Source organism: Corynebacterium bouchesdurhonense (genome assembly GCF_900078305.2).
Taxonomy (GTDB): domain Bacteria; phylum Actinomycetota; class Actinomycetes; order Mycobacteriales; family Mycobacteriaceae; genus Corynebacterium; species Corynebacterium bouchesdurhonense.
The window spans coordinates 275624-301756 of record NZ_LT546026.1; the positions used below are offsets into that span (position 1 = coordinate 275624).

At 69.1% G+C, this 26133-nt stretch carries 27 protein-coding genes, 1 tRNA gene and 1 rRNA gene; 5 read left to right on the forward strand and 24 right to left on the reverse strand.

Annotation, left to right across the window (positions count from 1 at the left end):
• Window positions 1-3: 3 nt before the first annotated feature.
• The 3 genes from ftsR to secA2 all read right to left on the reverse strand — a co-directional run bounded on the left by ftsR (window position 4) and on the right by secA2 (window position 3635).
• A complete protein-coding gene (ftsR, locus tag BN4252_RS03495; RefSeq protein WP_066525895.1) occupies window positions 4-675 on the reverse strand; it encodes a transcriptional regulator FtsR in 672 nt (223 codons plus the stop codon).
• A gap of 180 nt (window positions 676-855) precedes the next feature.
• Entirely contained in the window at window positions 856-1287 is a 432-nt protein-coding gene (odhI, locus tag BN4252_RS03500; protein WP_066525732.1) for an oxoglutarate dehydrogenase inhibitor Odhl, read from the reverse strand.
• Window positions 1288-1343: 56 nt separating this feature from the next.
• Window positions 1344-3635, reverse strand: a complete 2292-nt coding sequence (gene secA2, locus BN4252_RS03505) for an accessory Sec system translocase SecA2 (protein WP_066525735.1) — start codon at window positions 3633-3635, stop codon at window positions 1344-1346.
• Between the two features lie 171 nt (window positions 3636-3806).
• Between secA2 and BN4252_RS03510 the strand changes: the two genes are divergently transcribed.
• The 3 genes from BN4252_RS03510 to BN4252_RS03520 all read left to right on the forward strand — a co-directional run bounded on the left by BN4252_RS03510 (window position 3807) and on the right by BN4252_RS03520 (window position 5603).
• Entirely contained in the window at window positions 3807-5042 is a 1236-nt protein-coding gene (locus tag BN4252_RS03510; protein ID WP_078056741.1) for a bifunctional alpha/beta hydrolase/OsmC family protein, read from the forward strand.
• A gap of 12 nt (window positions 5043-5054) precedes the next feature.
• On the forward strand, window positions 5055-5489 hold the full coding sequence (locus BN4252_RS03515) for a YchJ family protein (RefSeq protein WP_066525742.1): 435 nt from the start codon (window positions 5055-5057) through the stop codon (window positions 5487-5489).
• Window positions 5490-5529: 40 nt separating this feature from the next.
• A tRNA-Pro gene (locus tag BN4252_RS03520) sits at window positions 5530-5603 on the forward strand.
• Between the two features lie 166 nt (window positions 5604-5769).
• Here the strand turns inward: BN4252_RS03520 and BN4252_RS03525 are convergent.
• Window positions 5770-6945: a zinc-dependent alcohol dehydrogenase gene (locus BN4252_RS03525; protein ID WP_066525745.1), complete on the reverse strand. Its 1176-nt coding sequence runs from the start codon at window positions 6943-6945 to the stop codon at window positions 5770-5772.
• 65 nt (window positions 6946-7010) lie between these two features.
• On the reverse strand, window positions 7011-7370 hold the full coding sequence (locus BN4252_RS03530) for a VOC family protein (RefSeq protein WP_230208553.1): 360 nt from the start codon (window positions 7368-7370) through the stop codon (window positions 7011-7013).
• 68 nt (window positions 7371-7438) lie between these two features.
• On the opposite strand from BN4252_RS03530, the gene BN4252_RS03535 reads away from it, so the two are divergent.
• Window positions 7439-7711, forward strand: coding sequence for a hypothetical protein (locus BN4252_RS03535; protein ID WP_066525756.1), 273 nt, complete (start codon window positions 7439-7441; stop codon window positions 7709-7711).
• Here the strand turns inward: BN4252_RS03535 and BN4252_RS03540 are convergent.
• Complete coding sequence (locus tag BN4252_RS03540; protein WP_187370915.1) at window positions 7708-8556, reverse strand: alpha/beta hydrolase family esterase; 849 nt, start codon at window positions 8554-8556, stop codon at window positions 7708-7710. The two genes, BN4252_RS03535 and BN4252_RS03540, sit on opposite strands and share 4 nt — an antisense overlap.
• Before the next feature lie 199 nt (window positions 8557-8755).
• Between BN4252_RS03540 and BN4252_RS03545 the strand changes: the two genes are divergently transcribed.
• Complete coding sequence (locus tag BN4252_RS03545; protein WP_066525766.1) at window positions 8756-9544, forward strand: class I SAM-dependent methyltransferase; 789 nt, start codon at window positions 8756-8758, stop codon at window positions 9542-9544.
• 21 nt (window positions 9545-9565) lie between these two features.
• Here BN4252_RS03545 and BN4252_RS03550 read toward each other — a convergent pair whose 3' ends face one another.
• From BN4252_RS03550 to rrf, 18 genes are all read right to left on the reverse strand, one after another.
• Window positions 9566-10177, reverse strand: a complete 612-nt coding sequence (locus BN4252_RS03550; RefSeq protein WP_066525769.1) for a PHB depolymerase family esterase — start codon at window positions 10175-10177, stop codon at window positions 9566-9568.
• Between the two features lies 1 nt (window position 10178).
• Window positions 10179-11822: a ribosome biogenesis GTPase Der gene (der, locus tag BN4252_RS03555; protein ID WP_392389920.1), complete on the reverse strand. Its 1644-nt coding sequence runs from the start codon at window positions 11820-11822 to the stop codon at window positions 10179-10181.
• A complete protein-coding gene (gene cmk, locus BN4252_RS03560) occupies window positions 11819-12526 on the reverse strand; it encodes a (d)CMP kinase (protein WP_066525774.1) in 708 nt (235 codons plus the stop codon). Before cmk ends, der begins: the two co-directional genes overlap by 4 nt.
• The gene (locus tag BN4252_RS03565) at window positions 12527-13474 is read right to left on the reverse strand and encodes a pseudouridine synthase (protein WP_066525782.1); all 948 of its coding nucleotides are present in this window, start codon (window positions 13472-13474) and stop codon (window positions 12527-12529) included.
• Window positions 13475-13545: 71 nt separating this feature from the next.
• Window positions 13546-13968, reverse strand: a complete 423-nt coding sequence (gene scpB / locus BN4252_RS03570) for an SMC-Scp complex subunit ScpB (protein ID WP_096877757.1) — start codon at window positions 13966-13968, stop codon at window positions 13546-13548.
• A gap of 163 nt (window positions 13969-14131) precedes the next feature.
• A complete protein-coding gene (locus BN4252_RS03575; protein ID WP_066525785.1) occupies window positions 14132-14971 on the reverse strand; it encodes a segregation and condensation protein A in 840 nt (279 codons plus the stop codon).
• Window positions 14961-15845 carry a ParA family protein gene (locus BN4252_RS03580; RefSeq protein WP_066525788.1) on the reverse strand — a complete coding sequence of 295 codons (885 nt, stop codon included), beginning with the start codon at window positions 15843-15845 and terminating at the stop codon, window positions 14961-14963. The genes BN4252_RS03575 and BN4252_RS03580 overlap by 11 nt, the downstream gene beginning before the upstream one ends.
• Window positions 15846-15918: 73 nt before the next feature.
• On the reverse strand, window positions 15919-16824 hold the full coding sequence (gene xerD / locus BN4252_RS03585) for a site-specific tyrosine recombinase XerD (RefSeq protein ID WP_066525792.1): 906 nt from the start codon (window positions 16822-16824) through the stop codon (window positions 15919-15921).
• Window positions 16825-16834: 10 nt separating this feature from the next.
• On the reverse strand, window positions 16835-17482 hold the full coding sequence (locus BN4252_RS03590) for an NUDIX domain-containing protein (protein WP_066525903.1): 648 nt from the start codon (window positions 17480-17482) through the stop codon (window positions 16835-16837).
• 10 nt (window positions 17483-17492) lie between these two features.
• Window positions 17493-18338 carry a copper transporter gene (locus tag BN4252_RS03595; RefSeq protein WP_066525793.1) on the reverse strand — a complete coding sequence of 282 codons (846 nt, stop codon included), beginning with the start codon at window positions 18336-18338 and terminating at the stop codon, window positions 17493-17495.
• Window positions 18339-18357: 19 nt separating this feature from the next.
• Complete coding sequence (steA, locus tag BN4252_RS03600; RefSeq protein WP_066525802.1) at window positions 18358-19590, reverse strand: putative cytokinetic ring protein SteA; 1233 nt, start codon at window positions 19588-19590, stop codon at window positions 18358-18360.
• Window positions 19591-19643: 53 nt separating this feature from the next.
• Window positions 19644-21383 carry a DNA repair protein RecN gene (gene recN, locus BN4252_RS03605; RefSeq protein WP_066525805.1) on the reverse strand — a complete coding sequence of 580 codons (1740 nt, stop codon included), beginning with the start codon at window positions 21381-21383 and terminating at the stop codon, window positions 19644-19646.
• 22 nt (window positions 21384-21405) lie between these two features.
• The gene (locus BN4252_RS03610) at window positions 21406-22389 is read right to left on the reverse strand and encodes an NAD kinase (RefSeq protein WP_066525808.1); all 984 of its coding nucleotides are present in this window, start codon (window positions 22387-22389) and stop codon (window positions 21406-21408) included.
• On the reverse strand, window positions 22389-23213 hold the full coding sequence (locus BN4252_RS03615; RefSeq protein WP_078056744.1) for a TlyA family RNA methyltransferase: 825 nt from the start codon (window positions 23211-23213) through the stop codon (window positions 22389-22391). Before BN4252_RS03615 ends, BN4252_RS03610 begins: the two co-directional genes overlap by 1 nt.
• A 13-nt stretch (window positions 23214-23226) precedes the next feature.
• A complete protein-coding gene (locus BN4252_RS11165) occupies window positions 23227-23394 on the reverse strand; it encodes a hypothetical protein (protein ID WP_154670152.1) in 168 nt (55 codons plus the stop codon).
• A 5-nt stretch (window positions 23395-23399) separates the two neighbouring features.
• A complete protein-coding gene (locus BN4252_RS03620; protein ID WP_066525818.1) occupies window positions 23400-24383 on the reverse strand; it encodes an HAD-IIA family hydrolase in 984 nt (327 codons plus the stop codon).
• A 14-nt stretch (window positions 24384-24397) separates the two neighbouring features.
• The gene (locus BN4252_RS03625) at window positions 24398-25294 is read right to left on the reverse strand and encodes a tetratricopeptide repeat protein (RefSeq protein WP_230208554.1); all 897 of its coding nucleotides are present in this window, start codon (window positions 25292-25294) and stop codon (window positions 24398-24400) included.
• 654 nt (window positions 25295-25948) lie between these two features.
• Window positions 25949-26066 (reverse strand): 5S ribosomal RNA (gene rrf / locus BN4252_RS03630).
• Window positions 26067-26133 lie beyond the last annotated feature (67 nt).

Genomic DNA, 26133 nt, shown 5'->3' on the forward strand with positions numbered 1-26133 from the left:
GCGCTAGCGGGCAAGGCCGCTACGCAGCTCGTTCTTTACCAGCGCGGCGTGCAGCGAGACGACGAGGGCAGAGATCTGCTGGGCCATTTCCTCGGCTTCCTGGCGCGCGGATTCCTTACCGGAGCGGGCCACCGGGTCGGTCACCTGCGACACCAGGTCCGCCTGGCGGGAGGCGGCGGTGCGCATGGACTTCAGGTGGCGCGCCTCGAAGCCGAACTCCTTCAGGGCGCCGGCGGTGGCGACGATGTGCACGTCGTCCGGGCCGAACAGGCCGGACGCGTCTGGGGTGAGCATGCCAGCCTTGATCAGCTCGGCTACATCGGTGTCCTCGGCCTTGGCCTGCTGGGCCAGCTCCGTATCGGTCAGGCGGACGGGTGCAGACGCGCGGAAGGTCTCCGGCTTGACCACGGGGGCCGCCTCGGTGATCACGGCGGCCACCTTGCCGGAATCCATCGCGTCGAGCTGTTCGCGGATTACCTTCAGCGGCAGGTAGTTATCGCGCTGGGTGACCAGGATGTAGCGGAGGCGCTCAACATCGTCGTCGGTGAAGCGGCGGTACCCCGAGGCCGTGCGCTCCGGGGTGATGAGCCCCTCGGACTCGAGGAAGCGGATTTTGGAGACCGTGACGTCGGGGAACTCCTCGCGCAGGCGCTCGAGCACCACGCCGATGGACATGGTCTTGGCGGCAGGGCGCGCAGCGGGGGCGGTCTTACGGATAGCGCTCACGGGTCTTAGCTCAATCTTTCCTCGAGGTTGAAGGTTGGGGAATCGGCCCACAGTTCTCGCTGGGGCCGCCGGGGCCGCCGAGCCCCAGAACTGGGATACGAGTGTAGCGGGCCGGGCAGGCGCGCGCCGCTACTTGTTGCCGGAAATGAAGACGAGGCGGAACTTGCCGATCTGAATCTCGTCGCCGTCGGAGAGCGTCTCGGAGTTGCGCGGCTCGCGGTTTACGTAGGTGCCGTTCAGGGAACCCACGTCCACTACCTCGAAGGAGTCCTCCTTGCGGCGGAACTCTGCGTGGCGGCGGGAGACCGTGACATCGTCGAGGAAGATGTCCGCCTCGGGGTGGCGGCCGGCCGTGGTGCAGTCCTGGTCGAGCAGGAAGCGAGCCCCGGCGTTCGGGCCGCGCTTGACCACCAGCAGCGCCGCGTCCTCGGGCAGGTTCTCCGCGCTGGGTGCGGAATCCTGGGCGGCGGCCGCCCCGGACTCCATCTCCTTGAGCAGATCCGCGCGGAAGACCGAGGTCGTCTCGACCTGGCTCTGCGGAGTGCCGGTGTTCTCGCTCATCGCTACCTCCAAGCAACTCGAGGGTGAAGAAAATTAATCGCCCGCCATCTTAACCCCTAGCGGAAGATGTTGCCGATGCCGCTGATCACGGAGTTGCCGGAACCGGCCAGCGGGTTGTCAGAGACCATGTACGTCCACGTCGAGCTCGGCCGCTTCCACCCGGCATCCTCCAGGTGGGCGCCGCCTTCATCGATGTTCACCGCGGCGAAGGTGTCGGCGGCCTCGTCCACCGCCCGGTTGGCTAGGTCCTTGAACTCGCGGACGGCGATGCGGTGGTACTCGTCGATGGGCGTCTCGCGCGCAATGGCGCGCAGGTGGATGGACTCGCGCACATCATCCATCAGCGCCAGGTGCTCGGACCACTCGTGGTCCAAGTGGAAGAGCATGATGTCCCTGGCGGCCTGCTCCTTGACGTCGTCAGGCAAGTGCTCCAGCTCAGCCGCGCGCGCCGGATTGCGGGAGGCAAGCTCGCACCACGCGGTGTCGGTGTCCAGGAGCGCTGCGCGGCGCTCGTCGAGAATGTCGCGGTGGTCCGCCAACAGCTTGTTGTACTTCCAGGTCTGCGAGTGGATCTCTAAAAGCTGGCCCTCCGTCACCCGCTGGCAGTGCTCAATGAACTGTTGCACGCGGCCTGATTCGATGCACCCGTCCGGATCCGGGTGGGCGGTGACCTGTTCGCCCGCACCGCCCACCTTCACAATGTCGTCCTCCAGGGAGACGAAGAACAGGCTCAGGCCAGGGTCGCCCTGGCGGCCGGCGCGCCCGCGCAGCTGGTTGTCCAGGCGCGCGGTGCGGTGGCGCGCAGTGCCAACCACCGCCAGCCCGCCGAGCGCGGCCACCTCGTCGTGGTCGGCCTCGTCGGCCCCGCCCAACCTGATGTCGGTACCGCGGCCGGCCATCTGCGTGGACACGGTGACGCGCCCCGTGTCCCCCGCCTCGGCGATGATGCGCGCCTCCTCGGCGTCGTTCTTGGCGTTGAGCACGTTGACCGCGATGCCGCGTGCCTCGAGCGCCGCTGCCAGCGCCTCAGATTCGGCCACGTCGTGGGTGCCCACCAAGACGGGCTGGCCCGTGGCGTGGATGGCCGCAATCTCCTCAACGATCGCTGCGTTCTTCTCCCCCACCGTGGCGTAGACGCGGTCCGCCTCGTCGAAGCGGCGCAACTCGTTTGCCCGGTCGATCACTGAGACGTGCAGGCCGTAGAAGCTGCGCAGCTGGTCCGTCGCCTCCACCGCGGTACCCGTCATGCCGCACACCACCGGGTAGCGGCGCATGAGGGCTTGGAGTGTGATCGAGTCCAGGATGCGCCCGCCCTCGGACACGGCCAGGCCCTCCTTGGCCTCCACCGCCGCCTGCAACCCGTCGGGCCAGCGCTGCAGCTCGGCGACGCGCCCGCGCGAGGCGTCCACGAGCGCCACTTTGCCGTCGGCGACGATGTAGTGCACGTCGCGGATCAGCAGCGCCTTGGCGTGCAGCGCGAGGTTCACGCGCACCAAGGTGGTGCCGATGTGCTCATCTGAGTAGAGCGAGTCGATGCCCAGGAGCCTCTCCACCTTGGCCGCGCCCTCGTCGGTGAGGAACGCGTTTCGTCCCTCCGCGTCGATGGTGTAGTCCTTGCCCTCCGCAAGCTGGGACACCGCAGCGGTGATCTGCCCGGTCGCCTGTTGCGCTCCCTCGGACCCGGCGAGGATGAGTGGCACCAGCGCCTCGTCCACCAGCACGCTGTCCGCCTCGTCCACCAGCGCAACGTCAGCGGGCGCCTGCACCGCTTGGGAGCGGCGGGTGATCTGGTTGTCGCGCAGGTGGTCGAAGCCGATCTCCGTCACCGGCGCGTAAACGATGTCGCAGCGGTACGCCGCCACCCGCTCGTCGCGCGTGGAGGACTCGGTCACGGGGGCCACGCTGAGACCGAAGAACTCCACCAGCGGGCGCATCCACTCGGCATCGCGGGCAGCCAGGTAGTTGTTCACCGTGATCACGTGCACTCGCTTGCCGGTCAGGGCGTACCCGGCGGCGGCCATCGCGCCCACCAGGGTTTTGCCCTCGCCGGTGGCCATCTGGATCACGTCGCCCTCCAACAGGCGCAGGACAGCTTGGTTCTGCACTTCGAACGGCTGCATGCCAAGGGTGCGTCGAGAAGCAACTGCGAGCCCCGCGAGGAACCTCGGCTTGTCGGCCACCTCTCCCCCGCGCACCGTCGCGCGGACCTCGGCAGCGAGCGCCGCGTCATCGAGCTGCTCGAGGGCGGGGATCAGCTCGTGGGCGGCGGCAACCACCCCGCGGGACTTCTTGTTGTTGCGCTCGGCGGTGGAGCCCATGGCCTTCCAGAACCAGTCGAATGCGCCCATCAGGTGCGTCCTTTCGTGTGTCGCCGGGTACGCGGCCTGCCGGGTAGCCGGCGGGTGCACGTGCATCGAACACCGATGGTAAACGCCCCCGGGATGCGCCCGCGCGATCCCCCGCCCCTTCGGGTTACCCTTGACGGCGATAAAACGCTACACAAGGAGACGTCTTTTCCGATGCAGTCTTTGAACGTCCACGTCCCATCGTCCACCGGCAAGATGCTCGCCGCCACGATCGACCGCCCGGACGCTCCCGCGCAGGCCTACGCGATTTTCGCCCACTGCTTCGCCGGGTCGCGCCACACCCCTGGCGCCTCCCGCATTTCCAAGCGCCTCACCGAGCACGGCATTGCCACCCTGCGGTTCGACTTCCCGGGCCTGGGCCAGTCCGAGGGGGAGTTCGCGGAAACCTCGTTTAGCCAGAACGTGGACGATATTGTGGCGGTGGCGCAGTGGATGGAGGAGCACTTCACCGCCCCGCAGCTGATCATGGGCCACTCCCTCGGCGGCGCAGCAACCCTCAAGGCCGCAACCCGGCCCGAGCTGAAGAAAATGATCAAGTGCGTGGCCACCGTCGGCGCGCCGTTTGACCCGGCGCACTCGGTGCTGCACTACGCGGACAAGATCGGCGAGGCGGACGCGCACGGCCAGGTGCCGGTGGTGCTCGGCGGCCGAGAGCTGGTCATCTCCCGCGGCTTCCTGGAGGACCTCGCGGACACCAACCCGGAGACCTACCTGCCCACCCTGCGCAAGCCGCTGTTGTTGGTGCACTCCCCCATTGACACCACCGTGGGCATCGACAACGCGCAGACCATTTTCCAGCTCACCCGCTACCCCAAGTCCCTGATGGCGCTGGATAAGGCCGACCACCTGCTCACCCGCCAGGGCACCGCCCAGCGCGCCGCGGACATCATCGGTTCCTGGGCGCAGCAGTACATCGTGCCCGAGTTCGTGCCGGAGGTAACGGGCGACAGCAACGCCATCTCCTACACCGCCCGCGGCACCAAGTTCGGCGACGTGGTGCGCACCTCCGGCCAGGCCATCACCACCGACCGCGCGAAGAACGCCGGCGGCAAGGGTCAGGGCGTGACCACCACCGGCCTGTTCATGTCCGCCCTCGCCGCGTCCAGCTCCCAGGCCGTGCGCCAGGCGGCCAAGGGCATGAAGCTTGACGACGTCCGCGTCGAAGTCACCCACCGCCCCGACAACACCTTCACCCGCGAGATCACCCTCTACGGCGAGCTCACCGACGAGCAGGCCGAGCAGCTGCGCCGCGCGGGCGCCGCCTCCACGGTGGACGGCTACGTGGCCTCCAGCGAGGTGGCAACCACGGTGCGCACCGCCACCATCGCGGAGCGCCGCGCCCAGAACCGGGCCTCGGGCACCGCGCACACCAGCGCGAAGCGCGTCTAGGGGGCTGTTGCTTTGCGACGCTCCCCTAAGCCCACCTCCCCACAACCCACAACCTGCCCCTGCGGCCTCGGCCCGGCGTACGCCGAGTGCTGCGGGCGGTACCACCGCGGCGCCACGCCCCCGACCGCGGAAGCCCTGATGCGCTCGCGCTACACCGCCTTCGTGGTGGGCGACGCCGCCTACCTAGCGCGCACCTGGGCGCCGGAGACCCGCCCCGCCACCCTGGACGTCAACCCCGAGGGCGAGCCGTTCACCCGCCTAGAAATTGTGGAGACCGTAGCCGGCGGCCCCTTTACCAACGAGGGTGTGGTGGAGTTCGCCGCCCACTACCCCGGCGGCGTGCAGCGCGAGCGCTCCCGCTTCGAGCGCCGCGACGGGCACTGGGTGTACGTGGACGGTGCGACAACCAGCCGGTTTCCCTCCCGCGATGACAGTGGTGTAATCTGACCGAGTTGCCGATCGGGTTGTACGATCCGCCGGACAACATCGGGCTGTGGCGCAGTTTGGTAGCGCACCACACTGGGGGTGTGGGGGTCGCAGGTTCAAATCCTGTCAGTCCGACAAATTTTTTGGGGGGTTGGTGTCTCTTGCCGACCCAAGCCTGTGTGCACCAAGAATAGGACCCGGCTGCGCTTACCGCGCAGCCGGGTCCTTCTCAGCCCAGGTTGCTAAGCCGTGTCTACGCCGCGCCCGCCACGGCAGAGGGGCGAGCTGCGGCGAGCTGCCGTTACGGCTTGAGCACGACCTTGATGCAGCCGTCCTGCTTCTTCTGGAACTTCTCGTACATGGCGGGGGCGTCGTCAAGCGGCGCGGTGTGGGTCTTCAGGTCCAGGACACCGAGCGGGTCAGACGGGTCGTCGACCAGAGGCAGCAAGTCGTCGGTCCAGTTGCGCACGTTGCACTGGCCCATCCGCATCTCCACCTGCTTGTCAAACAGCGTCATCATCGGCATCGGGTCCTTCATGCCGCCGTAGACACCGCTCAGCGAGATGGTGCCGCCGCGGCGCACGGCATCGATGGCGGTGTAGAGCGCGCTGAGGCGGTCCACACCCGCCGTCTGCATGGCCGTGCGGGCCACCGAAGATGGCAGCAGGCCGACGGCAGCCTGCGCGGTGCCGGCGACCGGGGAGCCGTGGGCCTCCATGCCCACCGCGTCGATGACGGAGTCGGGCCCGCGGCCGTCGGTGCGCTCGCGCAGCTCCTCGACGACTCCCTCGCCGCCCTCGAGCACCTCAATGCCGTGCCGCGCCGCCATCGCGCGGCGCTCCGCAACCGGGTCCACGCCAATGACGCGGTAGCCCAGGTGGGCGCCAATGCGGGTAGCCATCTGCCCGATCGGGCCGAGACCGAGCACCGCGAGAGTGCCGCCCTCAGGCACGTTGGCGTACTGGACACCCTGCCAGGCGGTAGGCAGGACGTCGGACAGGAAGAGGAAGCGCTCGTCCTCGCCGACGCTAGGGACCTTCACGGGGCCGTAGTCGGCGGGGGGGACGCGCAGGTACTCGGCCTGGCCGCCGGGCAGCGAGCCGTAGAGGCGCGAGTAGCCGAGCAGGGTCGCGCCGCTGCCGTACTCCCGCACCTGGGTGGTCTCGCACTGGGACTGCAGGCCGCGCTCGCACATGTAGCAGTGGCCGCAGGAGACGTTGAAGGGGATGACAACGCGGTCGCCGGGCTTGAGGTTGGTCACGGCGCTGCCGACCTCCTCGACGATGCCCATCGGCTCATGCCCGATCACGTCGCCCTTGTCCATGAAGGGGGTGAGCACCTCGTAGAGGTGCAGGTCGGAGCCGCAGATCGCGGTGGAGGTGACGCGGATGATCGCGTCGGTGGGTTCGATGATCTTCGGGTCCGGGACTTCCTCGACGGACACGGTGCGTTTAGCTTGCCAAGTCAGGGCTTTCATAAGAAACCTTTCACGAGTTGGGGTGCGGCCGAGTGTAATCGCGAATCGGCGGACAGCGTCGCCGGCTAATCGATGGGGGCGACGCGGATCAGGTTGCCGTCCGGGTCAGCGACCACGAAGGTGGAGCCGAAGACCTCCTCGTACGGCTCCCGCAGGACTGTGACGCCCTTTCCCTTCCACTGCTCGAACGTGGCAGCAACCTCCCCGGCCGGGACGTTGAGGCACACCTCGGTGGTGCGGGCTGGTGCGCCCTCCAGCGCTGCCGAGTTGCCGGTCCACAGGGCCAGCGAGACGCCGGCGCCCAGCGCGAAGGTGACGTAGCGGGGTGAGACGAAGTCCGTGTCGAGCCCGAGGAGGTCGCTGTAGAAGGCTACCGAGGCTTCGATATCCGAAACGTAGACAATGAAGACGATTTCGCGGTTCACTGTGCGCTCCTTTGGTGTGTTGCTTGAAGGGGGCGTCGATAAGCTCATGCCCCTCCCTAGGAATCTAAATGCTTGCACCCGGCCTGGCGCTGGTTCTGGCGCTGGCCAGCCAGGTGCGGATCCCGGCCATCGAGAACACCATCGCCGAGGTGCAGAAGCAGGCCGGCATCTTCAACCCACAGATCGCCGAGGCGGTCGGCGAGTGGGGTCCACGCGCGGCGGCGGCTGGCGCGCTCATCGCCGTCCTCGCGGCCTTCGGCGACACCTACGCCAAGTGCGACGTTGGATCCGGCTCGAGCTCCAGCACCGCCGAGGGCAGCAACAGCACCAACGCCAACTAGCTCGGCCGGCGGTGCTTGACCCGGAAGAAATCCAGGATCTGGTCGGTGGCGAAGCCCCTCGGCGCGGTCCCGGACTCATCCTGCAGTCCGCCCGGCCACACGTGCGGTCCGCCCTCGATGCGGAAGTGCTCGAGGCCCGCGTCGCAATCCTCCCAGCGCTCCTCCACCACGGTGTCGGCCACGCGCCGCTCGGCGGGCTGGGGGCGGCACCGGTTGCGCTCGGCGGCCTCGGCGGTCATTTCGGGAGTGGAGTCGTAGACGGTGTTGTGGCGCTCGCCGCCCGCGTAGTGCATCACCGTGTCGGCGGTGCCGTGGAAGTCGATCTGCTTGATGGGGATGCGCGAGCAGCCGTCCGAGACGCGCTGGTAGAACGCAGCTGAGACGGTTGCCACCGCGGTGAAGTCCTGGGGGCGCTGGCACCCCACGAAGGCGGCGAACCCGCCGCCGTTGGACAGCCCCGCGGCGAACACGCGGGCCGCGTCGATGCGGAACTCGTCGCTGAGCTGGGAGCGCACAGCGTCCACAAACGCCAAGTCCTGCTCCCCCGACGTGCCCGCGTACGGCGCGGGCGCCCAGGCATCGTCCTTGCCCTGCATGTACGCCACCACCGCGTCCGCCTTATCCAGCTCGGAGTAGTGGTGGATGGTCTCAGCATCCTCCCGGTAACCGTGAAAGACCATGATTAGGGGCAGCCTCGCGCGCTGCCGGGCCCCGGCGGGCAGGGAGAGGATGAACTCGCGCTGCAGACCCGCGGCGGTGATGGTGCGAGTCTCCACGGCGGGCGGGCTCAAAGGCTCCGCGTGCTCCCCCGGCGCCACGGGTTCGGCCGGGGGGCTCTTGCTCATGGTGGTGAACAGCTCCGCCCCGTCGCGCGGCGACGCGCAGGCTGTCACTGCCCATCCGAGCAGGCACACGGCGGCGGCTGCCGAGACTCGCCGCCGCACTCCGCCTGCCGGTCCCGTTGCGCTGCACATCATTCGGTAGGGTAACGCATCCCACCCGCACGCGTCACCCGCGCCGCGGCCGCGGTAGATTGCGGTAGTTATGAACCCCCGCCCCGCGCCGCGCAACTTCAAGCCGAGCGGGAAGGACGCGCCGGGCTTCCCCACAGTTGACGCCCGCCGGGCCACCGCGTCCGCCTTCGCGCAGGGCGCTGACGCGTACCACGATGCCCGTCCGTCCTACCCCGCCGAGGTTTCCCAGCTGGTCGCGGGCGCGTCGACGGTGCTAGACATCGGCGCCGGAACCGGCAAACTCACCGAGGCGCTCGCGCCCGGCCGGCGGGTCACCGCGGTCGACCCCTCGCCGGACATGGCGCGCGTGCTGCGCGCCCGCCTGCCCCAGGTTGCGGTGGTGCGGGCCACCGCTGAGGAGCTTCCGCTTGTCGACGCCTCCTTTGACGCCATCACCTGCGCCCAAACGTGGCACTGGGTGGACGCGGGCGCGGCAAGCGCCGAGGCCGACCGCGTCGCCGCCCCCGGCGGCAAGCTGCTGCTGGCCTGGAACACCCTCGACGTGACCCACCCCTGGGTGCTGCGCTACTCCCGCATCACGCACTCAGGCGACGTGCACCGAGAGGGATTCCCCCCCGCCGTTGCCGCCCCGTGGTGCCTCGAGCGGGAGCTGCGCACCAAGTGGTTTCAGCCGGTCACCACGGACGACCTGTTCGCACTCGCGGCGACGCGCTCCTACTGGTTGCGCGCCAGCGAACGCACGCGCGCGAAGGTGGAAGCGAATCTGCGCTGGTCCCTCTACGAGCGCCTCGGGCTCGTCCCCGGGCAAATCCTGCCACTGCCGTACCGCACCGACGCGTTCCTCTTCACCCGCGGGTAGCTCCGAGGCCCCACCAGCCTCTTACCAGTAGTACTGCCCCTGGCCGGGGAAGCCGGTCAGCTCGATACCGAAGAAGTCGAGGATCGCCTCGGTGGTGCCCGGGCGCCACTCGTGGGCCGCGCGCTCTACCGGGATGTGCACCGCGCGGGCATTCTCCGCGTTGCGGGTGCGAAACGCCTCGGTGGTCTCAAGGGCGCCGAAGTTCGAGCCCGCCAGCCCCGCGTACGGCACCACGTCATCCCAGGGGCCGTGGATGTTGAGGTAGTCCACGGGATCGATGCAGGTAGCGATCGTCTCGGGCGAGGTTCGAACGGCGGCAGCGACCGTGGCCACACCCGCGAAGCGATCGCTGAGCGTGGACAGTGCCACGGCCAGTCCGCCGCCGTTGGAGAAGCCAACCAGGTAGACCCGCTCCGGGTCGGCGCCGTGGTCGCGGATCAGCGAGCCCACGATGGCATCGATGCGCGCCGCGTCTTCCTCCAGTGTGGTGTGGGCGTACGGGGCCGGGGCCCACGCAAGTCCCGCGCCGGTGGGCGCGGCAACGGTGGCGTCGGCAAGCAAAAGCCCCGTGCCCTGAGCGAAGCTCGGGCCGTTATCTCCCTTGCCGTGCAACGCAACGATCGCCGGGCGCACGCTAACGCTTCCTCGGGTTGCGCTCGCGCACGCGCACCGCGATGCGGATCGGGGTGCCGTGGAAGCCGAACTGCTCGCGGAACTTGCGCTCCAGGTAGCGGCGGTACCCCGCATCGAGGAAGCCCGTGGTGAACAGGATGATTGTCGGTGGGCGGGTCGCGGCCATGGTGGCGAAGAGCAGCTTGGGCAGGCGGTTGTTCTTCATCGGCGGCGGGTTGGCGGCGATCGCCTCGCGCAGCCAGTTGTTCAGCTGGCCGGTGGACACACGGCGGTCCCAGTTCTCCAGCGCCTCCGTCATCGCCGGCTCCAGGCGGTGCAGACCGCGGCCGGTGTCGGCGGAGATGTTGATCTTGGTCACCCAGCTCAGGTGGCCCACCATCTCGTCGAACTCGCGGTCGAAGTAGTAGCGGCGGTCCTCGTCCATGAGGTCCCACTTGTTAAAGGCGATGACCATGGCCTTACCCGCCTCGAGCACCATGGAGATCACGCGCTGATCCTGCTCCGAGATCTCCTCGGAGGCGTCGATGACCACCACGCACACCTCAGCGGCGTCGATCGTGCCGCGGGTGCGCAGGCTGGCGTAGTACTCGTGGCCCTGGGCGTTCTTCACCTTCTTGCGCAGGCCCGCGGTGTCGATGAACTTCCACAGGTGCTCGTCCAGCTGGATAAGTTCGTCAACCGGGTCCACCGTGGTGCCGGCCACGTTGTCCACCACCGAGCGGTCCGACTTGGACAGCTTGTTAAGGAGGCTGGACTTACCCACGTTCGGCCGGCCGACAAGCGCCACGCGGCGCGGGCCCTCGGTAACCGAGTTCGCGGCGCGCGGCACCTCCGGGAACAGGCGCAGGATCTCATCCAGCACGTCCGCCCCGCCGCGGCCGTGCAGCGCCGAGACCGGCCACGGGTCGCCCAGGCCCAGGGAGTAGAACTCCGCCACGTCGCCCCACTGAGACTCGGATTCAAACTTGTTGGCCACCAGGATCACAGGGATCTCGGAACGCTGCAGGTTGCGGGCCATCACCGCGTCGGTTTCGGTGATGCCGGTGTGGGAGTCCACCACCATCACAATCACATCCGAGGTCTCCATCGCCGCCTCGGACTGGCGGGCAATCGCGGCGTGGATGCCCTTCGCGTCCGGGTCCCAGCCGCCGGTGTCCTGCACCCAGAAGCGGCGCCCGCCCCAGTCAGCCAGGTAGCTCACGCGGTCGCGCGTGACACCCGGGTGGTCCTCCACCACGGCCTCGCGGCGGCCAAGGAAGCGGTTGACCAGCGTGGACTTGCCCACGTTCGGCCGGCCTACGATGGAGACCGTCGGTAGCGCCTCCTCCACCATGTTGGGCAGGGAGATCCCGTAGGAGCGCTCGATCTCGCGCCACTCCTCCTCGGTGTACTCGCCGTCGGCCGGCTCCCCGTCGCCGTCGAGCTCGTCGCCGTAGTCGGCCTCCCCGAAGTCGTCGAAGTCAGCGTCGTCGAAGTCGTCCGGGTCGAAGTCTGCGTTGTAAAACTCGGCGTCGCCCGACCCGAGGTACTGCTCTTCCACGTCGTCGAGCCCGGAGGCGTCAATGCCGGGCTGGAAGAACTGGGTCTCCGGCAGGTCGGCGAACTCGTCGCCGCCCGCGGCGTCCCCGTGCTTGGTCTCGCTCACTCGGCGCTCCTTTCAATGAGCTGGATCAGGGCATCGAGCACTTCCGCGCGCGTCATGTCGGACGTGTCGATCACCACGGCGTCCTCGGCGGGTTTCAGCGGGCTGGTCTCGCGGGTGGAGTCCAGCTCGTCGCGGCGCTGCACGTCGGCGAGCACCGTCTCGTAGTCCGTCTCGCGCCCGGCCGCAACGTCCTGGTCGTAGCGGCGCTGGGCGCGCACCTCGGCGGAGGCGGTGAGGTAGGCCTTCGCGGGGGCGTCAGCCAGCACCACGGTGCCGATGTCGCGGCCCTCAACAATCGCGCGGTGGGCGTCAGCCGCCAGCCGGCGCTGCAGGGCCACCAGGTTCTCCCGCACCTGCGGGATGGCGGAGACGGCGGAGACGTTCCGCGTAACCTCCGGGCCGCGGATCTCACGGGACACGTCGACGCCTCCAAGCAGCACCTTGGTGGAGTCCGGGTCGTCTGAGACGCTCAGCGGCAACTCTGCAGTCGCGGCGATCACCGCGTCGGTCGCCTCCGGATCAACGCCGGCGCGCAGCACCGCAAGAGTGGCCACGCGGTACATCGCACCGGTGTCCACGTACTTCGCGTTCAGCTGCTTGGCCAGGGCGCGGCAGGTGGTGGACTTGCCGGTGCCGGAAGGGCCGTCCACGGCCAGGATCAGGCCGCCGCCAGGCATGTTCGAAATGTCGGAATGGGTAGCCATTTACAGTTCCACCGCCTTGTACAGGGACGCGAGCTCGGACGCGTTGAGCGCCCGCATGGTGCCCGGCTTCATATCGCCGAGCTGCACGGTGTGGACCTTGGTGCGCACCAGTCGCTGCACCGGGAAACCGGCGGCCTTGAGCATGCGGCGCACGATGTGCTTGCGGCCCTCGTGCAGCTCCACCCGGATGAGCGACTGGCCGTTGTGCACGTCCACGATTTGGACGTAGTCGGCCTTGGCGAGACCGTCGTCAAGCTCAATGCCCTCGCGAAGCGTCTTCACCAGGTCCTGCTTGGCCTCCCCCAGCACGGTGGCCAGGTAGGTCTTGGACACCTCGTACTTCGGGTGGGTGAGGCGGTTGGCCAGCTCGCCGTCGTTGGTGAGGATGAGCAGGCCCTCCGTGTCAGCGTCCAGACGGCCCACGTGGTAGAGGCGCTGGCCGGACGCGGTGCGCTCGGCCAGGTATGAGCCGACGGAGATGCGGTCCATCTCGTCGTTCATGGTGGTCTGCACGCCGCGGGGTTTGTTGAACGCGAAGTATTCCAGCTCCTCGTTCACGTTGATGCGGGCGCCGTCCACCCGGATCACGTCCACGTTCGGGTCCACGCGCGTGCCCTGCACGGTGACGATCTTGCCGTTGACCTCCACACGGCCCTGCTCGATCATCACCTCGGCGTGGCGGCGCGACGCCACACCCGCTTGGGCGAGCACCTTCTGCAGCCGCACGCCGTCGGAGTTCTCCTTCCGGCGCTTCGTGTCCTCGTCGTCCCACCAGTTATCGGCCAGCGGGTGGGGTTCCTGCGCTCGGTCGCTGGGGCGGTTGCGGCGGCGCCGGTCCGGGTCGACGTGTTGCTTGCGGGCGGGCTTGGCGTAGGAGATGTAGAACGTGTCGTCCTTGCCGGGTGTACCTCTGTCCGGTGTGCCGTCGCGGCGAGCGGGTGGAGTCATGCGTGCATCCTTTACTGTTAAAGATCTGCGGGTGTGAAATTATCGGCGCCAGTCTAGCAGCCCCAACGCGGTTACCAGGCATCCTCAATGGCGTCCACGTCCGGCAACAGCGGCGCCAGATCCGGCAACCGCTCCAGCGAATCGATACCAAGAAGCTCCAGGAACAGCTCGGTGGTGACGTAGCGGTGCGCCCCGCTCGCCTCGTCCGGGTCCACCTCGGCGATCAGCCCGCGCAGCGCGAGCGTGCGCATCACGCCGTCCACGTTCACGCCCCGCACCCCCGCCACCTGCGCACGGGTGACGGGCTGCCGGTACGCAACCACCGCCAGCGTCTCCATCGCAGCGCGGCTCAGCTTCGTCTGCGCCCCGTCCAGCACGAAGGCCTCCACCGCGGCGGCGTTCTCCGGGCGCGTGTACAGCCGCCACCCCTCCGCCGTCTCGCGCAGCTCGATCCCGCTGCCGCGGTGGAGGCCTTCGTGCTGGACGGGGCGCAGACGAAGCTGAGCCGCGCTGCGATGGAGACCTCGTGGGCCCGGAGTTGTTTATAAGAGACAGATCGATTCGATCTGCGAGCGCAGCTGCGACACAAGCGGGAGCGAAGCGGTAAGGTCCGGTGCGGCGTCAGGGGCGTTATCCATGGCCCGCCATGCTACCCGGCTACTCCCAGTTGCCCGCCGCGACGACCGCCGGGTCCACGTCGATGCCGGTCCACGCCACGCCGAGCGGCCCGAGCGCCTCCGCCTGCTCCGTGTCCACGGCGCGGGCCTTGTACAGCTCCAGCAGGGCGAGGAAGCGGCCGACCACCTCCATCGAGCGGGTGCAATCCCTGGTCAGGGCCGCAAACGTCAGCCACTCGCCCGCGCCCGCGAGCTTGAGCGAGTCCAGGATGCGGCCTGCCTGCTCGGGCACGGAGACGGCCACCTCGTGCAGGTGGTCCGTGCGAACCTCCTCGGGCGGGCGTGGGCGGAACACGCTCGCGGCCAGCTGCCCGAAGCTCGCGGGCGTGTGCCCGAGCGCCACCGGCGGGAGCAACTCGGCGAACCGGGGCTCCATCGACACCGCCCGCGGGTACCGGCGCTGCGCGCCCTGCTGCCAGCGTGCGAACTGGTCCGCCACGCGCTGGTACGCCCGGTACTGCAGCAGGCGGGCGAAGAGCAGGTCCCGGGACTCGAGCAGGTCTAAGTCCTCGATCTCCCCGGCCTCGCCGCGCGGCAGGAGGCGCGCCGCCTTCAGGTCGAGCAGCGTCGCGGCGACCACGAGGAAGTCCGTCACCTCGTCCAGGCGCGCGGTCTCCCCCAGCGCCCGGGTGTAGGCGATGAACTCGTCCGTCACCTCGGCGAGCGCCACCTCGGTCACGTCGAGCTTTTTCGAGTTGATCAGGCTGAGCAGAAGGTCGAAGGGGCCGGAGAAATTGTGCAGCGCGAGGGTGAAGCCGGTGATCTCCGGCTGATCGCCCGCCCCGGCGCCCGTTTCCGCGCTCGCCGGTTTAGCGCTCAACGCGCTCCATCACCTCGAGGGCGAGGCTGCGGTACTGGTCAGCGCCCTGCGAGTTCGGCGCCCAGGTGGTGATGGGCTCGCCCGCCACCGACGTCTCCGGGAACCGGACGGTGCGGGTAATCACCGTGTCGAAGACGCGGTCCCCGAACACCTCCACCACGCGGTCCATCACCTCGCGGGCGTGCGTGGTGCGGCGATCGAACATGGTGACCAGGATGCCCACAATGTCCAGGTCGAAATTGATACGGTCGCGCACCTTTTCCACCGTGTCCGTCAAAAGGGCCAGGCCGCGAAGCGAGTAGTACTCGCCCTCCATCGGGATGATCACGCCCTGGGAGGCGGCCAAGGCGTTTACCGTGAGCAGGCCGAGGGAGGGGCCGCAGTCGATAAAAATGTAGTCGTACTCCCCGCGCACCGGGCGCAGCGCCCGGGCCAGGGTCTGCTCGCGGCCTACTTCGTTGACCAGCTGAATCTCGGCCGCGGAGAGGTCGATGTTCGCCGGCACCAAGTCCAGGCCCGAGACCTTGGAGTGCTTGATGGCGGCGTGGATGCTGGCGGTGTTGTCAAAGAGCAGGTCGTAGACGGTCACCTGGTCCTCGTCGTGGGAAACGCCGAGGCCAGCGGAGAGCGCACCCTGGGGGTCCAGGTCCACCAGCAGCACCTTGCGACCCTGCTCCACCAGCGCCGCGCCGAGATTGATGGTGGAGGTGGTCTTGCCCACCCCGCCCTTCTGATTCACCATCGAGATGATCTTCGCGGGACCGTGGCGGTCGAGCTCCTTCGGCGCGGGGAACTCCCGGTGGGGCCGTCCGGTGAGAAAGGTTCGCTGCTCCTCGGCTTCGAACAGTGCGCCGTTGCCCGCCTTCTCCGCCATCGCCGGTTCCTCCTCATCCCGCCTGAGCACTTGACGCAACCATATTACAACGGTGCAATTTCGCGCGGAGGCGCTACGCGCGCGGGTGCGCCCCGGCCCACACCTCGCGCAGGCTGTCCGCGGTGATGTGCGTGTAAATCTGCGTGGTTGTCACCGAGGAGTGCCCCAGCAGCTCCTGCACCGTGCGCACGTCCGCGCCCCCTTCAAGCAGGTGCGTTGCAAAGGAGTGCCGCAGCGTGTGCGGGGAGACATCCTTGTCTATTCCCGCGCGCCGCGCCGCCACCTTGATCGCGTTCCAGGCGCTTTGCCGGCTCAGCTGCCCGCCGCGCGCGTTCAGAAACAAGGCGTGAGACTTGCCATTGGCCATCGCTGGCCGCCCCCGCACCAGGTAGGCATCGATCGCCGCCTGCGCGTGCGAGCCAAGCGGCACCAGCCGCTGCTTATTGCCCTTGCCCGTCACCGCGATCACCCCCGCCGCGTCCGCCACGTCGTCCACGCTCAGCGCGAGCACCTCGGACACGCGCGCGCCCGTGGCGTAGAGCGCCTCCAGCAGCGCTTTGTCGCGCAGCCCGGCGGCCGTCTCCGTGGGGCAAGCTTCAAGCAGCGCCGCGACCTCCTCCACCGAGAGCGTGTCCGGGAGCTTTTCGCTTGTCGACGCAACCGGAACCTCCGCCGCCACATCCGCCGGCAGCACCCCCTCCGCCACGCCGAAGCGGTGGAGGCCGCGCGCCACCACCAGCGCGCGCGCCGCCGACGACGCCGCCAGCGGCCGCGCCCCGCCCGCCCCCCGTCGCAGGCCCGCCACGTCCGCCCCCAAGTGCCGCGGCGTGCCCCCCGCGAGGTCCTCGACCCCCGCCGCGGCGAGCCACCCCACGTAGCGGCGCAAGTCGCGGTCGTAGTTGCTCAGGGTGTGGTCTGATACCCCCCGCTCCACCGCCAGGTGGGTGTGCCACCGGCTAGCCAGCTCCTCGGCGCGCACCTCGCGCCCGCTAGATCCGCTTCATGTCGGGGACGGCACCCTGCGCCGCGCGTCGCTCGGCCAGCGACGTCGGCCGCAGCGTGAACGGCTCGTCCGTGCCCCGCGGTTTCGCCCGGCCTGCCTCCACCTCGCCGGCGGCCAGGATCCCCGCCACGGCGATGGAGTTCACAATCTCCCCCCGCATCACCTCCGCCCGGGCCTCGTCCAGTGGCACCCACGAAAGGTCCATGTCAGCCTCCTCATCCTCGGCTGCGGGGCGCTCGACGTTGCGCAGCCCGCGGGCGATGAAGACGCGAACCGCCTCCTCCGCGAACCCCGGGGAGGTGACCAGATCCACCAGCACGGCCCACTCGTCTGCCGCTAGCCCCGTCTCCTCGTGCAGTTCCCGCTTGGCGGTGTCCAGCTCGGGCTCGGCGTGGATGTCAAGAATGCCAGCGGGCAACTCCAGCAAGCGCCGGCCCACGGAGTGGCGGTACTGCTCCACCATGGCCACGCGCCCGTCGGCGTCAAGCGCCACCACAGCGACGGCGCCGAAGTGCTCGACAATCTCGCGGTCGGCCTCGCGCCCGCCGGGCATGGCGAGCCTGTCGCGGCGCAGGGCGAGAATGGGTGCGTCGACAAGCAAATGCGAATCGGTGACGGTGAAATCGTGGCTCATGCGCACCACCCTAGCCCCGTGCGGAATGCTGCTCGCCCGCCGAGAGCACGGCGCGGATGCGACCGGCCTCGGCGTCCACCTCGCCCACCGCGTTCGCATCTGGGGCCTGACCGCGCGTGGCGAGCACGGCGTCGGCCCGCTCGCGCAAAGCGGCGGCGAAATCCTGAAGAGCCTGGCCCGCGAATCCCTCGGTGGCCTCGCCGGCAACCACGATGATCGCGCCGGCCGGCTCAACCGGGGCGTCCACCTCGACAAAGCCCGCGGCCGCAAGGGCATCGAGCACCAGGTCCCGGTCGGCGGCGCTGGCGTAGCCCTCCCCGGTAGCCGGGTCCTGGGCCAAGGCGGCGGCCAGGGACTGGCCCGCGTGCGTGCCCGGAGAGCGGTTCTCTACGGACAGCTGGGCTCCCGCGGGCAGGGTGTTGGCGATAATGCTGCTCAGCTCGTCGGCAGAGTTCTGGTCGAAGAACTTCTCCGTGAGGGTGAGACTGCCCGCCTTCGTCGCCCCTGCGGCGTTGGCCAGCCAGCGCACGGCAGCCGCGTCCTCGTCCGCGCTGTCCGCGGTGCGGATGATGGTCACGGGCACACCCTCCAGCGCGCCGGCCACGAGGCGCGTTGACGCCTCCGCCAGCAGCTCGTTCGCGGCCTGCGCCTGCCGCGCCGCATCCTGCGCGGCCGCCCCGTTCGCGTCTTCGTTCGCCGAGCTGGTAGTACCGGCCGCACCCCGGGTAAACGGCCCCTGATCCAGCGTGCCGTTGACGGCGGGCGCGATGAGCAGCGTGCCCAGCGCCACACCGATGGCCACGCCCCACCCCACGCCCGCCGCGACGAGACCCGAGCCCCGCGATCCTTGTCCCATGGTTGCTCCTCTCCGCCGCCTAGTTGGCCCTGTTGTTGAACCAGCTGTCGAACCAGCTCTGGACTTCCCGGGAAACCGCCTCCCAGGTGTCCACCAGATTGTCGCTGAACGTGCCCGAGCCGCCGAGCCCGACGATCACGATGATGGTAGCGGCCGCGACCAACAGCCCCAGGATCGCCCACGCCCAGGCAACACCGCCGCCGCCCGGGCCCTTCTCGTACAGGTGCTCGATCACGGTCGAGTCGACGATTCTGCGGCCCGCCTTCAGCCTAGTGAGCAGCGCCGCCGGCTCCGTGGTGCCCGCGTCGGCGAAGATTGAATCCAGCTCCACCGGCTGGCCCACCGTCACCACCGTCTCCGCGTCGTGGAACACGGCGAGGAGAATGGCCAGGTCCGTCGGGGACTCGGTGGCCGCCGGGAAGGTCATCGCGCCCACGCCGAGGTCCTGGATGCGCTCCAGGCCGGGCGCGTAGCCGTCGGTCTCCGCGGGCAAGATCACGCGGGCGTCGCCGCGCAGGCTCTTCTCCGACACCTCGGTGGGGTCCGCCACGATGAAGTCCGAGTCGTAGCCCATCTCCGTGAGGGTATCGGCCGCCTGCCCCACGCCAATGATCACGGGGGTGAACTCGGCGATGAAGTTGCGCAGCCCCGCCAACCGCTCCTTGGTATCCGGCGCGGGCGAGACCACCAGAACCTTCCGGTCGGACATGATGTCGCCGACTTCGGGCGCACCGACGCCGTCGATAAGCAACGGCGCTTCGGAGTGGATGAACTGGATGGTGTTGCCGAAGAACGCCTCCATGTTGTCCACCAGGCTGCGCTGCGCGTCGGCGAAGGTGGAGTCCACGTCGGCGCGGCTCACCGGCGTCGCGTGCCCGGCCACCTTTTTGCCCACGGTGATCTCGCCCTCCGGGCTCAGCCGCGCCTTCTTGCCGTCGCGCACCTTGGCGCGCATGCCGCTGCCCGCTGCCTCGAAGAGCGGGATGCCGGCATCGAGCAGCACGTGCGGGCCGTAGTTGGGAATCGCGCCCGTGGTGAAGCGGTCGAGGTTGACCACCGCCGCCGGCTGCGCCGCCACCAGGAGCTCCGCCAAGCGGCGGGTCATGTCGGGCGCGTCCACGAACGCGATGTCGCCCGCCTTCATGCGGCCCAGGCCCTTCCCCTGCGGCGTGCAATCGCGCAGGACACCCTGCAGCGTGGCAGCGGTCGCAGCGCCTGGTACCGCGCCTGATGCGTCGTTGGAGACAGTCATGGCGGACAGTATGCACGGTGACCTGCCACAACGGTGGGAGGCGCGCGGGCGGGCTACCCGCGCAGCTCGGCCACCTCGCGCTGCGCGCGGCTGAGTAGCTCTGCAGCGTGGGCGCGGCCGGTGTCCGAGTCATCCAGGCCCGCCAGCATGCGCGCCAGCTCCTCCACGCGCTCCGCCTCGCTCAGGCTGCGAACGCCGGAGGTGACCGCCTCGTCACCGACGTTCTTTGACACGTGCAGGTGCGTGTCCGCGTACGCCGCCACCTGCGGCAAGTGCGTGACCACGATGACCTGGTTGTTGGCGGCCAGCCGCGCCAGACGCCTGCCGATCTCCACCGCGGCGCGCCCACCCACGCCCGCGTCAACCTCGTCGAAGACCAGTGTCGCTCCCCCGGCTAGGCCCGAGAGGATCACCTCGAGCGCCAGCATCACTCGCGAGAGCTCGCCGCCGGACGCGCTGGTGGACAGCGGTTTCGCCTCCATGGCCGTGTTCGGCGCGAGCCGGATTTCCACGGCGTCCGCGCCGTCGCGGCTGTAGGCCGCGCGCTCCACGTGCACCTCGAGCCGCGCCTTCGGCATCGCCAGGCCGTGCAGCTCGTCGGTCACCGCCGCGCCGAGCGCCTCCGCAGCGGCCTCGCGCGCGGCCGACAGCCTTCCCGCGCGCGCAGCCAGCTCCCCCTCCAGCTCCGCCACGCGCTTTTTCAGCTTTTCGACGGCACCGTCCGACGTATCAATCTTCCCCAGCCGCTTCCCCGCCTTGGCGCGCCACGCGATCACGCCGGCCACATCCGGGGCGTACTTGCGGGTGAGCGTTTTCAGCTCCTGCTGCCGCTGCAGCAGGCGGTCGAGCTCCCCCGGGTCGCTCGGCAGGGCCTCGAGGTAGCCGCCCAGCTCCACGGAGACGTCGCCAAGCACTGCGCTGACCTCCCGCAACCGTGCACCGAGGTCCTTGAGCGACGGGTCGCTCGAGCCCGCGAGCCCGTCCGCTGCTTGGCCGACCAGCGTCGACGCCGCAGCCTCCTCGCTGCCGCTGAGGCCGCCGAGCGCCCCGGCAGCCTCAGAGCCGTCGATCGCGGCGAGGGCGCCGGCCGCCGCCTCGCGCAGCGCGTCTACGTCCTGGAGGCGGTTGACGGCGGCGACGAGCTCTTCCTCCTCGCCCTCCGCCGGCGCCACCGCGTCGATCTCTTCGATTGCGAAGCGCAGCCGGTCCACCTCCTGCGCCAGCTCCAGCTTCCTCTCGGTGCGCTCCTTTAGCTCGCGGGCGGCGCGGCGCCACTCGGTGTACACCTCTCGGTAGCCGGCCAGGACCGCCTGGATCTCGGGGTCGAACCTGTCCAGCGCTGCCAGCTGCTGGTCGGGGGACATGAGGCGGAGCTGGTCGTTCTGGCCGTGGATGGTTAAAAGCGGCTCCGTAACCTCCGCCAGCGTCGCGGCGGGCACGGTGCGCCCGCCGAGGTGCGCCTTCGACCTGCCGGTGGCCTTCACCGAGCGGGTGACCACGTACTCGCCGTTCTCGTCCTCCTCAGCCCCCGCGCCGGCGGCCAGCTGAGCCACCCGCTCGCGCGCGCCCTCGCCGAGGCCCACAGTGCTGAACGCGCCCTCCACCACCGCCTCGGCCGCGCCGGAGCGGACCCGGGAGGCGTCGGCGCGCCCGCCGGTGAGCAGGCGCAGGCCCGTGACCACCATCGTCTTACCCGCACCCGTCTCGCCCGTGAGCACCGTGAGACCGGAGGAGAGCTCCGCGGACGCGGACGGGATGACGCCGAGGTTCTGGATCGAAATTTCTGCCAGCATGGTGGGAGTTACCCTACCTTCCCTAGGCCAGCCCGTACTTCGGCCCGCGCCACCCGGACACCGGGAGCTGGAACTTCCGCACTAGGCGGTCGGTGAACGGCCGCTGGTCCAGGCGCACCCACTTCACGGGGCGGGAGCCGCGGATGACCTCCACGCGCGATCCCGGCGGCAGTTCAATGCGCCGGAACCCGTCCATCACCGCCACGGCGGTACCCGTGGACGGGTCCGATTCCACCGCCACGGTAGACCGCGGCGAGACCACCAGCGGCTTCGCAAACAGGGCGTGCGCGTTGTTCGGCACCACCAGGATCGCGTCGAGGGCGGGCCACATCACGGGCCCGCCGGCGGAGAACGCATACGCGGTTGAGCCGGTCGGTGTGGAGATCAGCACGCCGTCGCACCCGAACGCGGACACGGGGCGGAAGTCGACCTCCAGCACCGCGTCCAACACCTTGTTGCGCTCGATATTTTCGATGCTGCACTCGTTGAGCGCCCAGCTGCGCCCAATCTCCTCGCCGTCGGGGGCGCTGACGTAGACGTCGATAGTCATGCGCTCCTCTACCACGTACGTCCGGTCCACCACCTGACGCAGCGCCGCATCCAGGCTCTCCGCCTCGCCCTCCGCGAGGAAACCCACGTGGCCCAGGTTGATGCCCAGCACCGGGATGTCCTGGTCGCGCGCCACCCCAGCAGCGCGCAGGAAGGTGCCGTCTCCTCCGAGTACCAGCACGAGCTCGCACCCGGCGGCCGCGTCCGGTCCCGGCAGCACGGACTCTAGCTGGCCGAGCACCGGGTCGCTGCTCACGGGGCTTGCCCCGCCATCGGGCTCGCGGAATCCCTGGTCCAGCAGCCGCACCCGGATTCCGGCGTCGCGCAGCATGCTCGCAGCGCTCGCCGCAGCCTCGATGTTGTCGGGGCGGTAGAAGTGCGGGACGAGCAGGATCTCGCGCTCGGCGCCCTGCGGCTGCGCGGCGCCCTCCGTCGTGCCCTGCGTCGTGGATGTCATCACTGCGGTCCTTCCTCCACGGCGGCCGCCACCATGCGCACCACCTCTTCCGGCGACGGCGCGGTGGCGGAGCCGTCCTTCACCAGCCACAGGAAGTATTCCACGTTTCCGCTCGGCCCCGGAAGGGGCGACGCGGTCACGCCCCGCAGGCTCAGCCCGAGGCTTTGCGCGTACTGCGCCACGTCCGAGGTGACCTCGGCGCGAAGCTGTGGCGAGCGCACCACACCGCCGCTGCCGAGGCGGTCCTTGCCCACCTCGAACTGCGGCTTCACCATGGGCAGCAGGTCGGCCCCCTCCGTCAGGCACTCCACGATCGCCGGCAGCACGAGCTTGAGCGAGATGAACGACAAGTCCCCCACCATCAGCTCCGCGGGCCCGCCGGTCATCTCGGGCGTGAGGTTGCGGATGTTCGTCCGGTCCAGCACCCGCACCCGCTTGTCGTTCTGCAGCCGCCACACAAGCTGCCCGTAACCCACATCCACCGCCACTACCTCGCGCGCGCCGCGTTTGAGCAGCACATCGGTGAAGCCGCCGGTGGAAGCCCCCGCATCCAGAGCTTTTCGCTTGTCGACGCTCAGTCCCGAACGCCCAAACACCTCCAACGCGCCAAGCAGCTTGTGCGCGCCTCTGGACGCCCATTCATCCTCTTCGCTCACGTTGACCTTGATGGACACCCCCGGCTCCACCACGGTCGCCGGCTTGGTTGCGGTGAACCCGGCAACCTCAACGCGTCCCTCCTTGATCCACGCCTGCGCCTGCTCGCGCGAGCGCGCAATCTTGCGACGCACGAGCTCCGCGTCGAGACGCCGCCTTCCTGGAGCCATTGCTTATCCCGGCCTATCCCGCCTGCAGCGCGTCGTGGAGCAGGGCGTGCGCGCGGGTGAGCAGCGCAACCTCATCGCTCAGGGTCTCGGCATGCTCGCCGAGGAGTCCGTTGAACTCCTCGCGCAGCGTATCGACGCCCACGTGAGGCGCACGCGGGTCGTGTGGTTTCGGTGCCGCCACCTGTCTCACCACCAATCCGCCGTGGCCGCCTCTGCGGCATCGGAGTTGGGGCGGACGAGCTCCGGCGGCGTGTCCATTGCCCACGCCACCTGGAGCACGGTCCGCAGCGCCTCGACGCTGGTCGCGCCCTCGCGACCGTGGCTGAGGATGATGTCCTTGCCGTCGACGCGCGCGCCGAACCCGCCCTGCGGCCCCGGCCGCAGCGCCTCTGGCTCCTGGCCCAGGGCCCGCAGGTCCTCGGCGATGTAAGTCGGTCGCTGCTCCTCTGGCGCCTCCAACAGTGCCAGCGGGCCCGAGACACCGGTGAGTACGTGGAGGGCCGGAACTCCCGCCGCCACTGCTCCCTGGATGTCGGTGTCCAACCGGTCGCCCACCGCGAGCGGGCGCGCGAACCCCCGTTCTGCCGCGACCTGGAGGAACATCGCCGGCTGGGGTTTGCCCGCGGACTCCGGCACCACACCCGTGGCCGAGGTCACCGCCGCCACCATGGATCCATTGCCCACCATGAGTCCCCGCTGCATGGGCAGCGTCGTGTCGAGGTTCGAGGCGATGTACGCCGCGCCGGCACGGATCGCCAGCGCGGCCTCGGACAGCTGCTTCCAGCCTGTCTCGGGCGAGTGGCCGTGCAGCACCACCTTGGGTGCTGCGTCGGCAGACTCCACCACGCGGTACCCCTCGGCGCCAACCAGGTCTTTAAACGACTGTGCCCCGACCACGAGCACCGGATCCCCCGGCGAAAGACGAGCTGCCGCCATCGTCAGCGCTGCCTGCGCCGAAGTGCGCACATCGGCGGCCTCCGCAGCCAGGCCCACATTGCGCAGCATCGCCGCGACCTCGTCCGCCCCGCGGGAGGCGTTGTTGGTGATGTACACCGCGGGGATGCCAGCACTATTCACGGCGTCAACGGCGTGCGGCAAAGCCTCGCCGCCCTCCCACAAGGTGCCGTCGAGGTCCAGCATCAGCGCGTCGTGCCGATCAAGCAGACTCATGTCTCATCCCCTCCCTAACCGAGCTCAGCGATACGATCTTCGGCGTCAGTCATGCCATCCACGTCGATATCGGCGACGTGCTCGAACCACGTTTTCGCCTCTTCCTCGCGACCGAGCGCCAGCAGCGCATCGGCGTACGCGTAGGACAAACGGACTTGTTCGAGCCCCTCCGAATCCAGCGACGGCCCAAGGCGGTCGAGCGTGGCTAGCGCCGACTCGTGCTGCCCGAGGTCGTGGCGCGCTCCCGCCATCACGATGGCCAGCTCGATGCGGTCGGCCTCGTTCAGCTCCGCCACCTCCGGGGTTCGCCCGAGTTCAAGGGCCTTTTCCGGCCGACCCATGCCGCGTTCCGCGTCCGCCATCACGGCAATGAGGCCAGGGCCGCCGGTCATTCGCCGCGCCGCGCGAAGCTCGGAGAGCGCCTCTTTCCATTCGCCGGCATGGTAGGCCACCACACCGTTGGTCTCGCGGACGACGCCAACCCGGCCAGCACGGTTCTTGGCGGCGCGAGCGTGGCGCAGGGCGAGCTGAGGGTCGTCCTCCAAGAGTTCCGAGGCCATGATCATGTGTTTTGCTACGCGATCGGCGTTGTCCTTCGCCAGCCCGCGCAGGTCTTGAAGGACGGACGGGTCCAGGACAGTCACATCGATGTCATCGGGCAAGTCCGGCTCGGACAACCGCTGTGCCATCCGGTCCTCGCGGAAACCCTGGCGCTGCGGATTCGAACGGTTGTGGCGAACCTGGTCGCGACCCCCTCGGCCGTCGCGCTCACCACGGCCGTGCCCGCCCTTGCCATTGCGGCTGCCGGAGCCCTTGCGACCGCCGCCTGCTCGCCCGCCGGCACCCCGGTTCTGGTGGGAATCGCGACGCTGACGATTGTCCTGATCCGACATGTAAACCCTTTCGCTCATGTTTCCAACAGTATAAATGGGCGGTCGCACTCGGCCGCAGAGCCTCGGCCCGGTGGTGAAAAGGCGGCGGGTGAGGGTGGTGTCGGGAGGCCGGATCAGTGGCCCGCGGTGGCCTGTGGTGGCCTGGTTTTTCCAAATAGGCATATTGCAAACAGGCATATTCGCCTGCCGGGGAACAGCGACCTGGGGTTATGCCTGTTTGTTGGCGTGGGGCCGGGTGGGGAATATGCCTGTTTACCGGCCCGCGGTGGCCGGCGGTGGCCTGTGGTGGCCTGGTTTTTGTAAACAGGCATATTGCAAATAGGCATATTCGCCTGCCGGGGAGCAGCGACCTGGGGTTATGCCTGTTTGTGGGCGTGTGGCCGGGCGGGGAATATGCCTGTTTGCCGGCCCGCGGCGTTGCCGGGTGGGCTCGGTGGCCTGTGGCGGGGGACCAGACCCCGTCTGGTCCCGGGGGGTGCTGAAACTCGAAACCAGCACCTCGTTACCACCATGTTCGTATGGCGGTAACGAGGTGCAGTGTTCGAGTTCTAACGCATGTTGGGCCCGACCAAAGGGGTGATGCCTGTTTCACCGGTGAGGGGTGAGAGCGCAAGGGCCCCGCACGTGTGGTGTGCGGGGCCGTGGATATGCAGTTGTTGTTTTGGGTTGTTGGGTCGGCGGTAACCTACTCTCCCACACCCTCCCGGGTGCAGTACCATCGGCGGGGGGGGGCTTAGCTTCCGGGTTCGGAAGGGGACGGGGCGTTTCCCCGCCGCTATGAACCACCGACACACATGTGGGGCCACACCTGGGTTGGTGTGGTGTGTCAGATACTGGTGAGTGGACGCGAACACACA

Bases quoted from the DNA above. Each gene is read 5' to 3' on its own strand.
- BN4252_RS03525 (WP_066525745.1), bottom strand. From the start codon at position 6,945: ATGAAAGCCCTGACTTGGCAAGCTAAACGCACCGTGTCCGTCGAGGAA.
- BN4252_RS03625 (WP_230208554.1), bottom strand. From the start codon at position 25,294: ATGAGCGAAAGGGTTTACATGTCGGATCAGGACAATCGTCAGCGTCGC.
- BN4252_RS03535 (WP_066525756.1), top strand. From the start codon at position 7,439: ATGCTTGCACCCGGCCTGGCGCTGGTTCTGGCGCTGGCCAGCCAGGTG.
- recN (WP_066525805.1), bottom strand. From the start codon at position 21,383: ATGCTGGCAGAAATTTCGATCCAGAACCTCGGCGTCATCCCGTCCGCG.
- odhI (WP_066525732.1), bottom strand. From the start codon at position 1,287: ATGAGCGAGAACACCGGCACTCCGCAGAGCCAGGTCGAGACGACCTCG.
- BN4252_RS03610 (WP_066525808.1), bottom strand. From the start codon at position 22,389: ATGACATCCACGACGCAGGGCACGACGGAGGGCGCCGCGCAGCCGCAG.
- BN4252_RS03595 (WP_066525793.1), bottom strand. From the start codon at position 18,338: ATGGGACAAGGATCGCGGGGCTCGGGTCTCGTCGCGGCGGGCGTGGGG.
- BN4252_RS03540 (WP_187370915.1), bottom strand. From the start codon at position 8,556: ATGAGCAAGAGCCCCCCGGCCGAACCCGTGGCGCCGGGGGAGCACGCG.
- BN4252_RS03620 (WP_066525818.1), bottom strand. From the start codon at position 24,383: ATGAGTCTGCTTGATCGGCACGACGCGCTGATGCTGGACCTCGACGGC.
- BN4252_RS03545 (WP_066525766.1), top strand. From the start codon at position 8,756: ATGAACCCCCGCCCCGCGCCGCGCAACTTCAAGCCGAGCGGGAAGGAC.
- BN4252_RS03580 (WP_066525788.1), bottom strand. From the start codon at position 15,845: ATGGCGGAGAAGGCGGGCAACGGCGCACTGTTCGAAGCCGAGGAGCAG.
- BN4252_RS03615 (WP_078056744.1), bottom strand. From the start codon at position 23,213: ATGGCTCCAGGAAGGCGGCGTCTCGACGCGGAGCTCGTGCGTCGCAAG.
- steA (WP_066525802.1), bottom strand. From the start codon at position 19,590: ATGACTGTCTCCAACGACGCATCAGGCGCGGTACCAGGCGCTGCGACC.
- ftsR (WP_066525895.1), bottom strand. From the start codon at position 675: ATGTCCATCGGCGTGGTGCTCGAGCGCCTGCGCGAGGAGTTCCCCGAC.
- BN4252_RS03510 (WP_078056741.1), top strand. From the start codon at position 3,807: ATGCAGTCTTTGAACGTCCACGTCCCATCGTCCACCGGCAAGATGCTC.
- BN4252_RS03565 (WP_066525782.1), bottom strand. From the start codon at position 13,474: ATGACTCCACCCGCTCGCCGCGACGGCACACCGGACAGAGGTACACCC.
- cmk (WP_066525774.1), bottom strand. From the start codon at position 12,526: ATGGCTACCCATTCCGACATTTCGAACATGCCTGGCGGCGGCCTGATC.
- secA2 (WP_066525735.1), bottom strand. From the start codon at position 3,635: ATGGGCGCATTCGACTGGTTCTGGAAGGCCATGGGCTCCACCGCCGAG.
- BN4252_RS03590 (WP_066525903.1), bottom strand. From the start codon at position 17,482: ATGAGCCACGATTTCACCGTCACCGATTCGCATTTGCTTGTCGACGCA.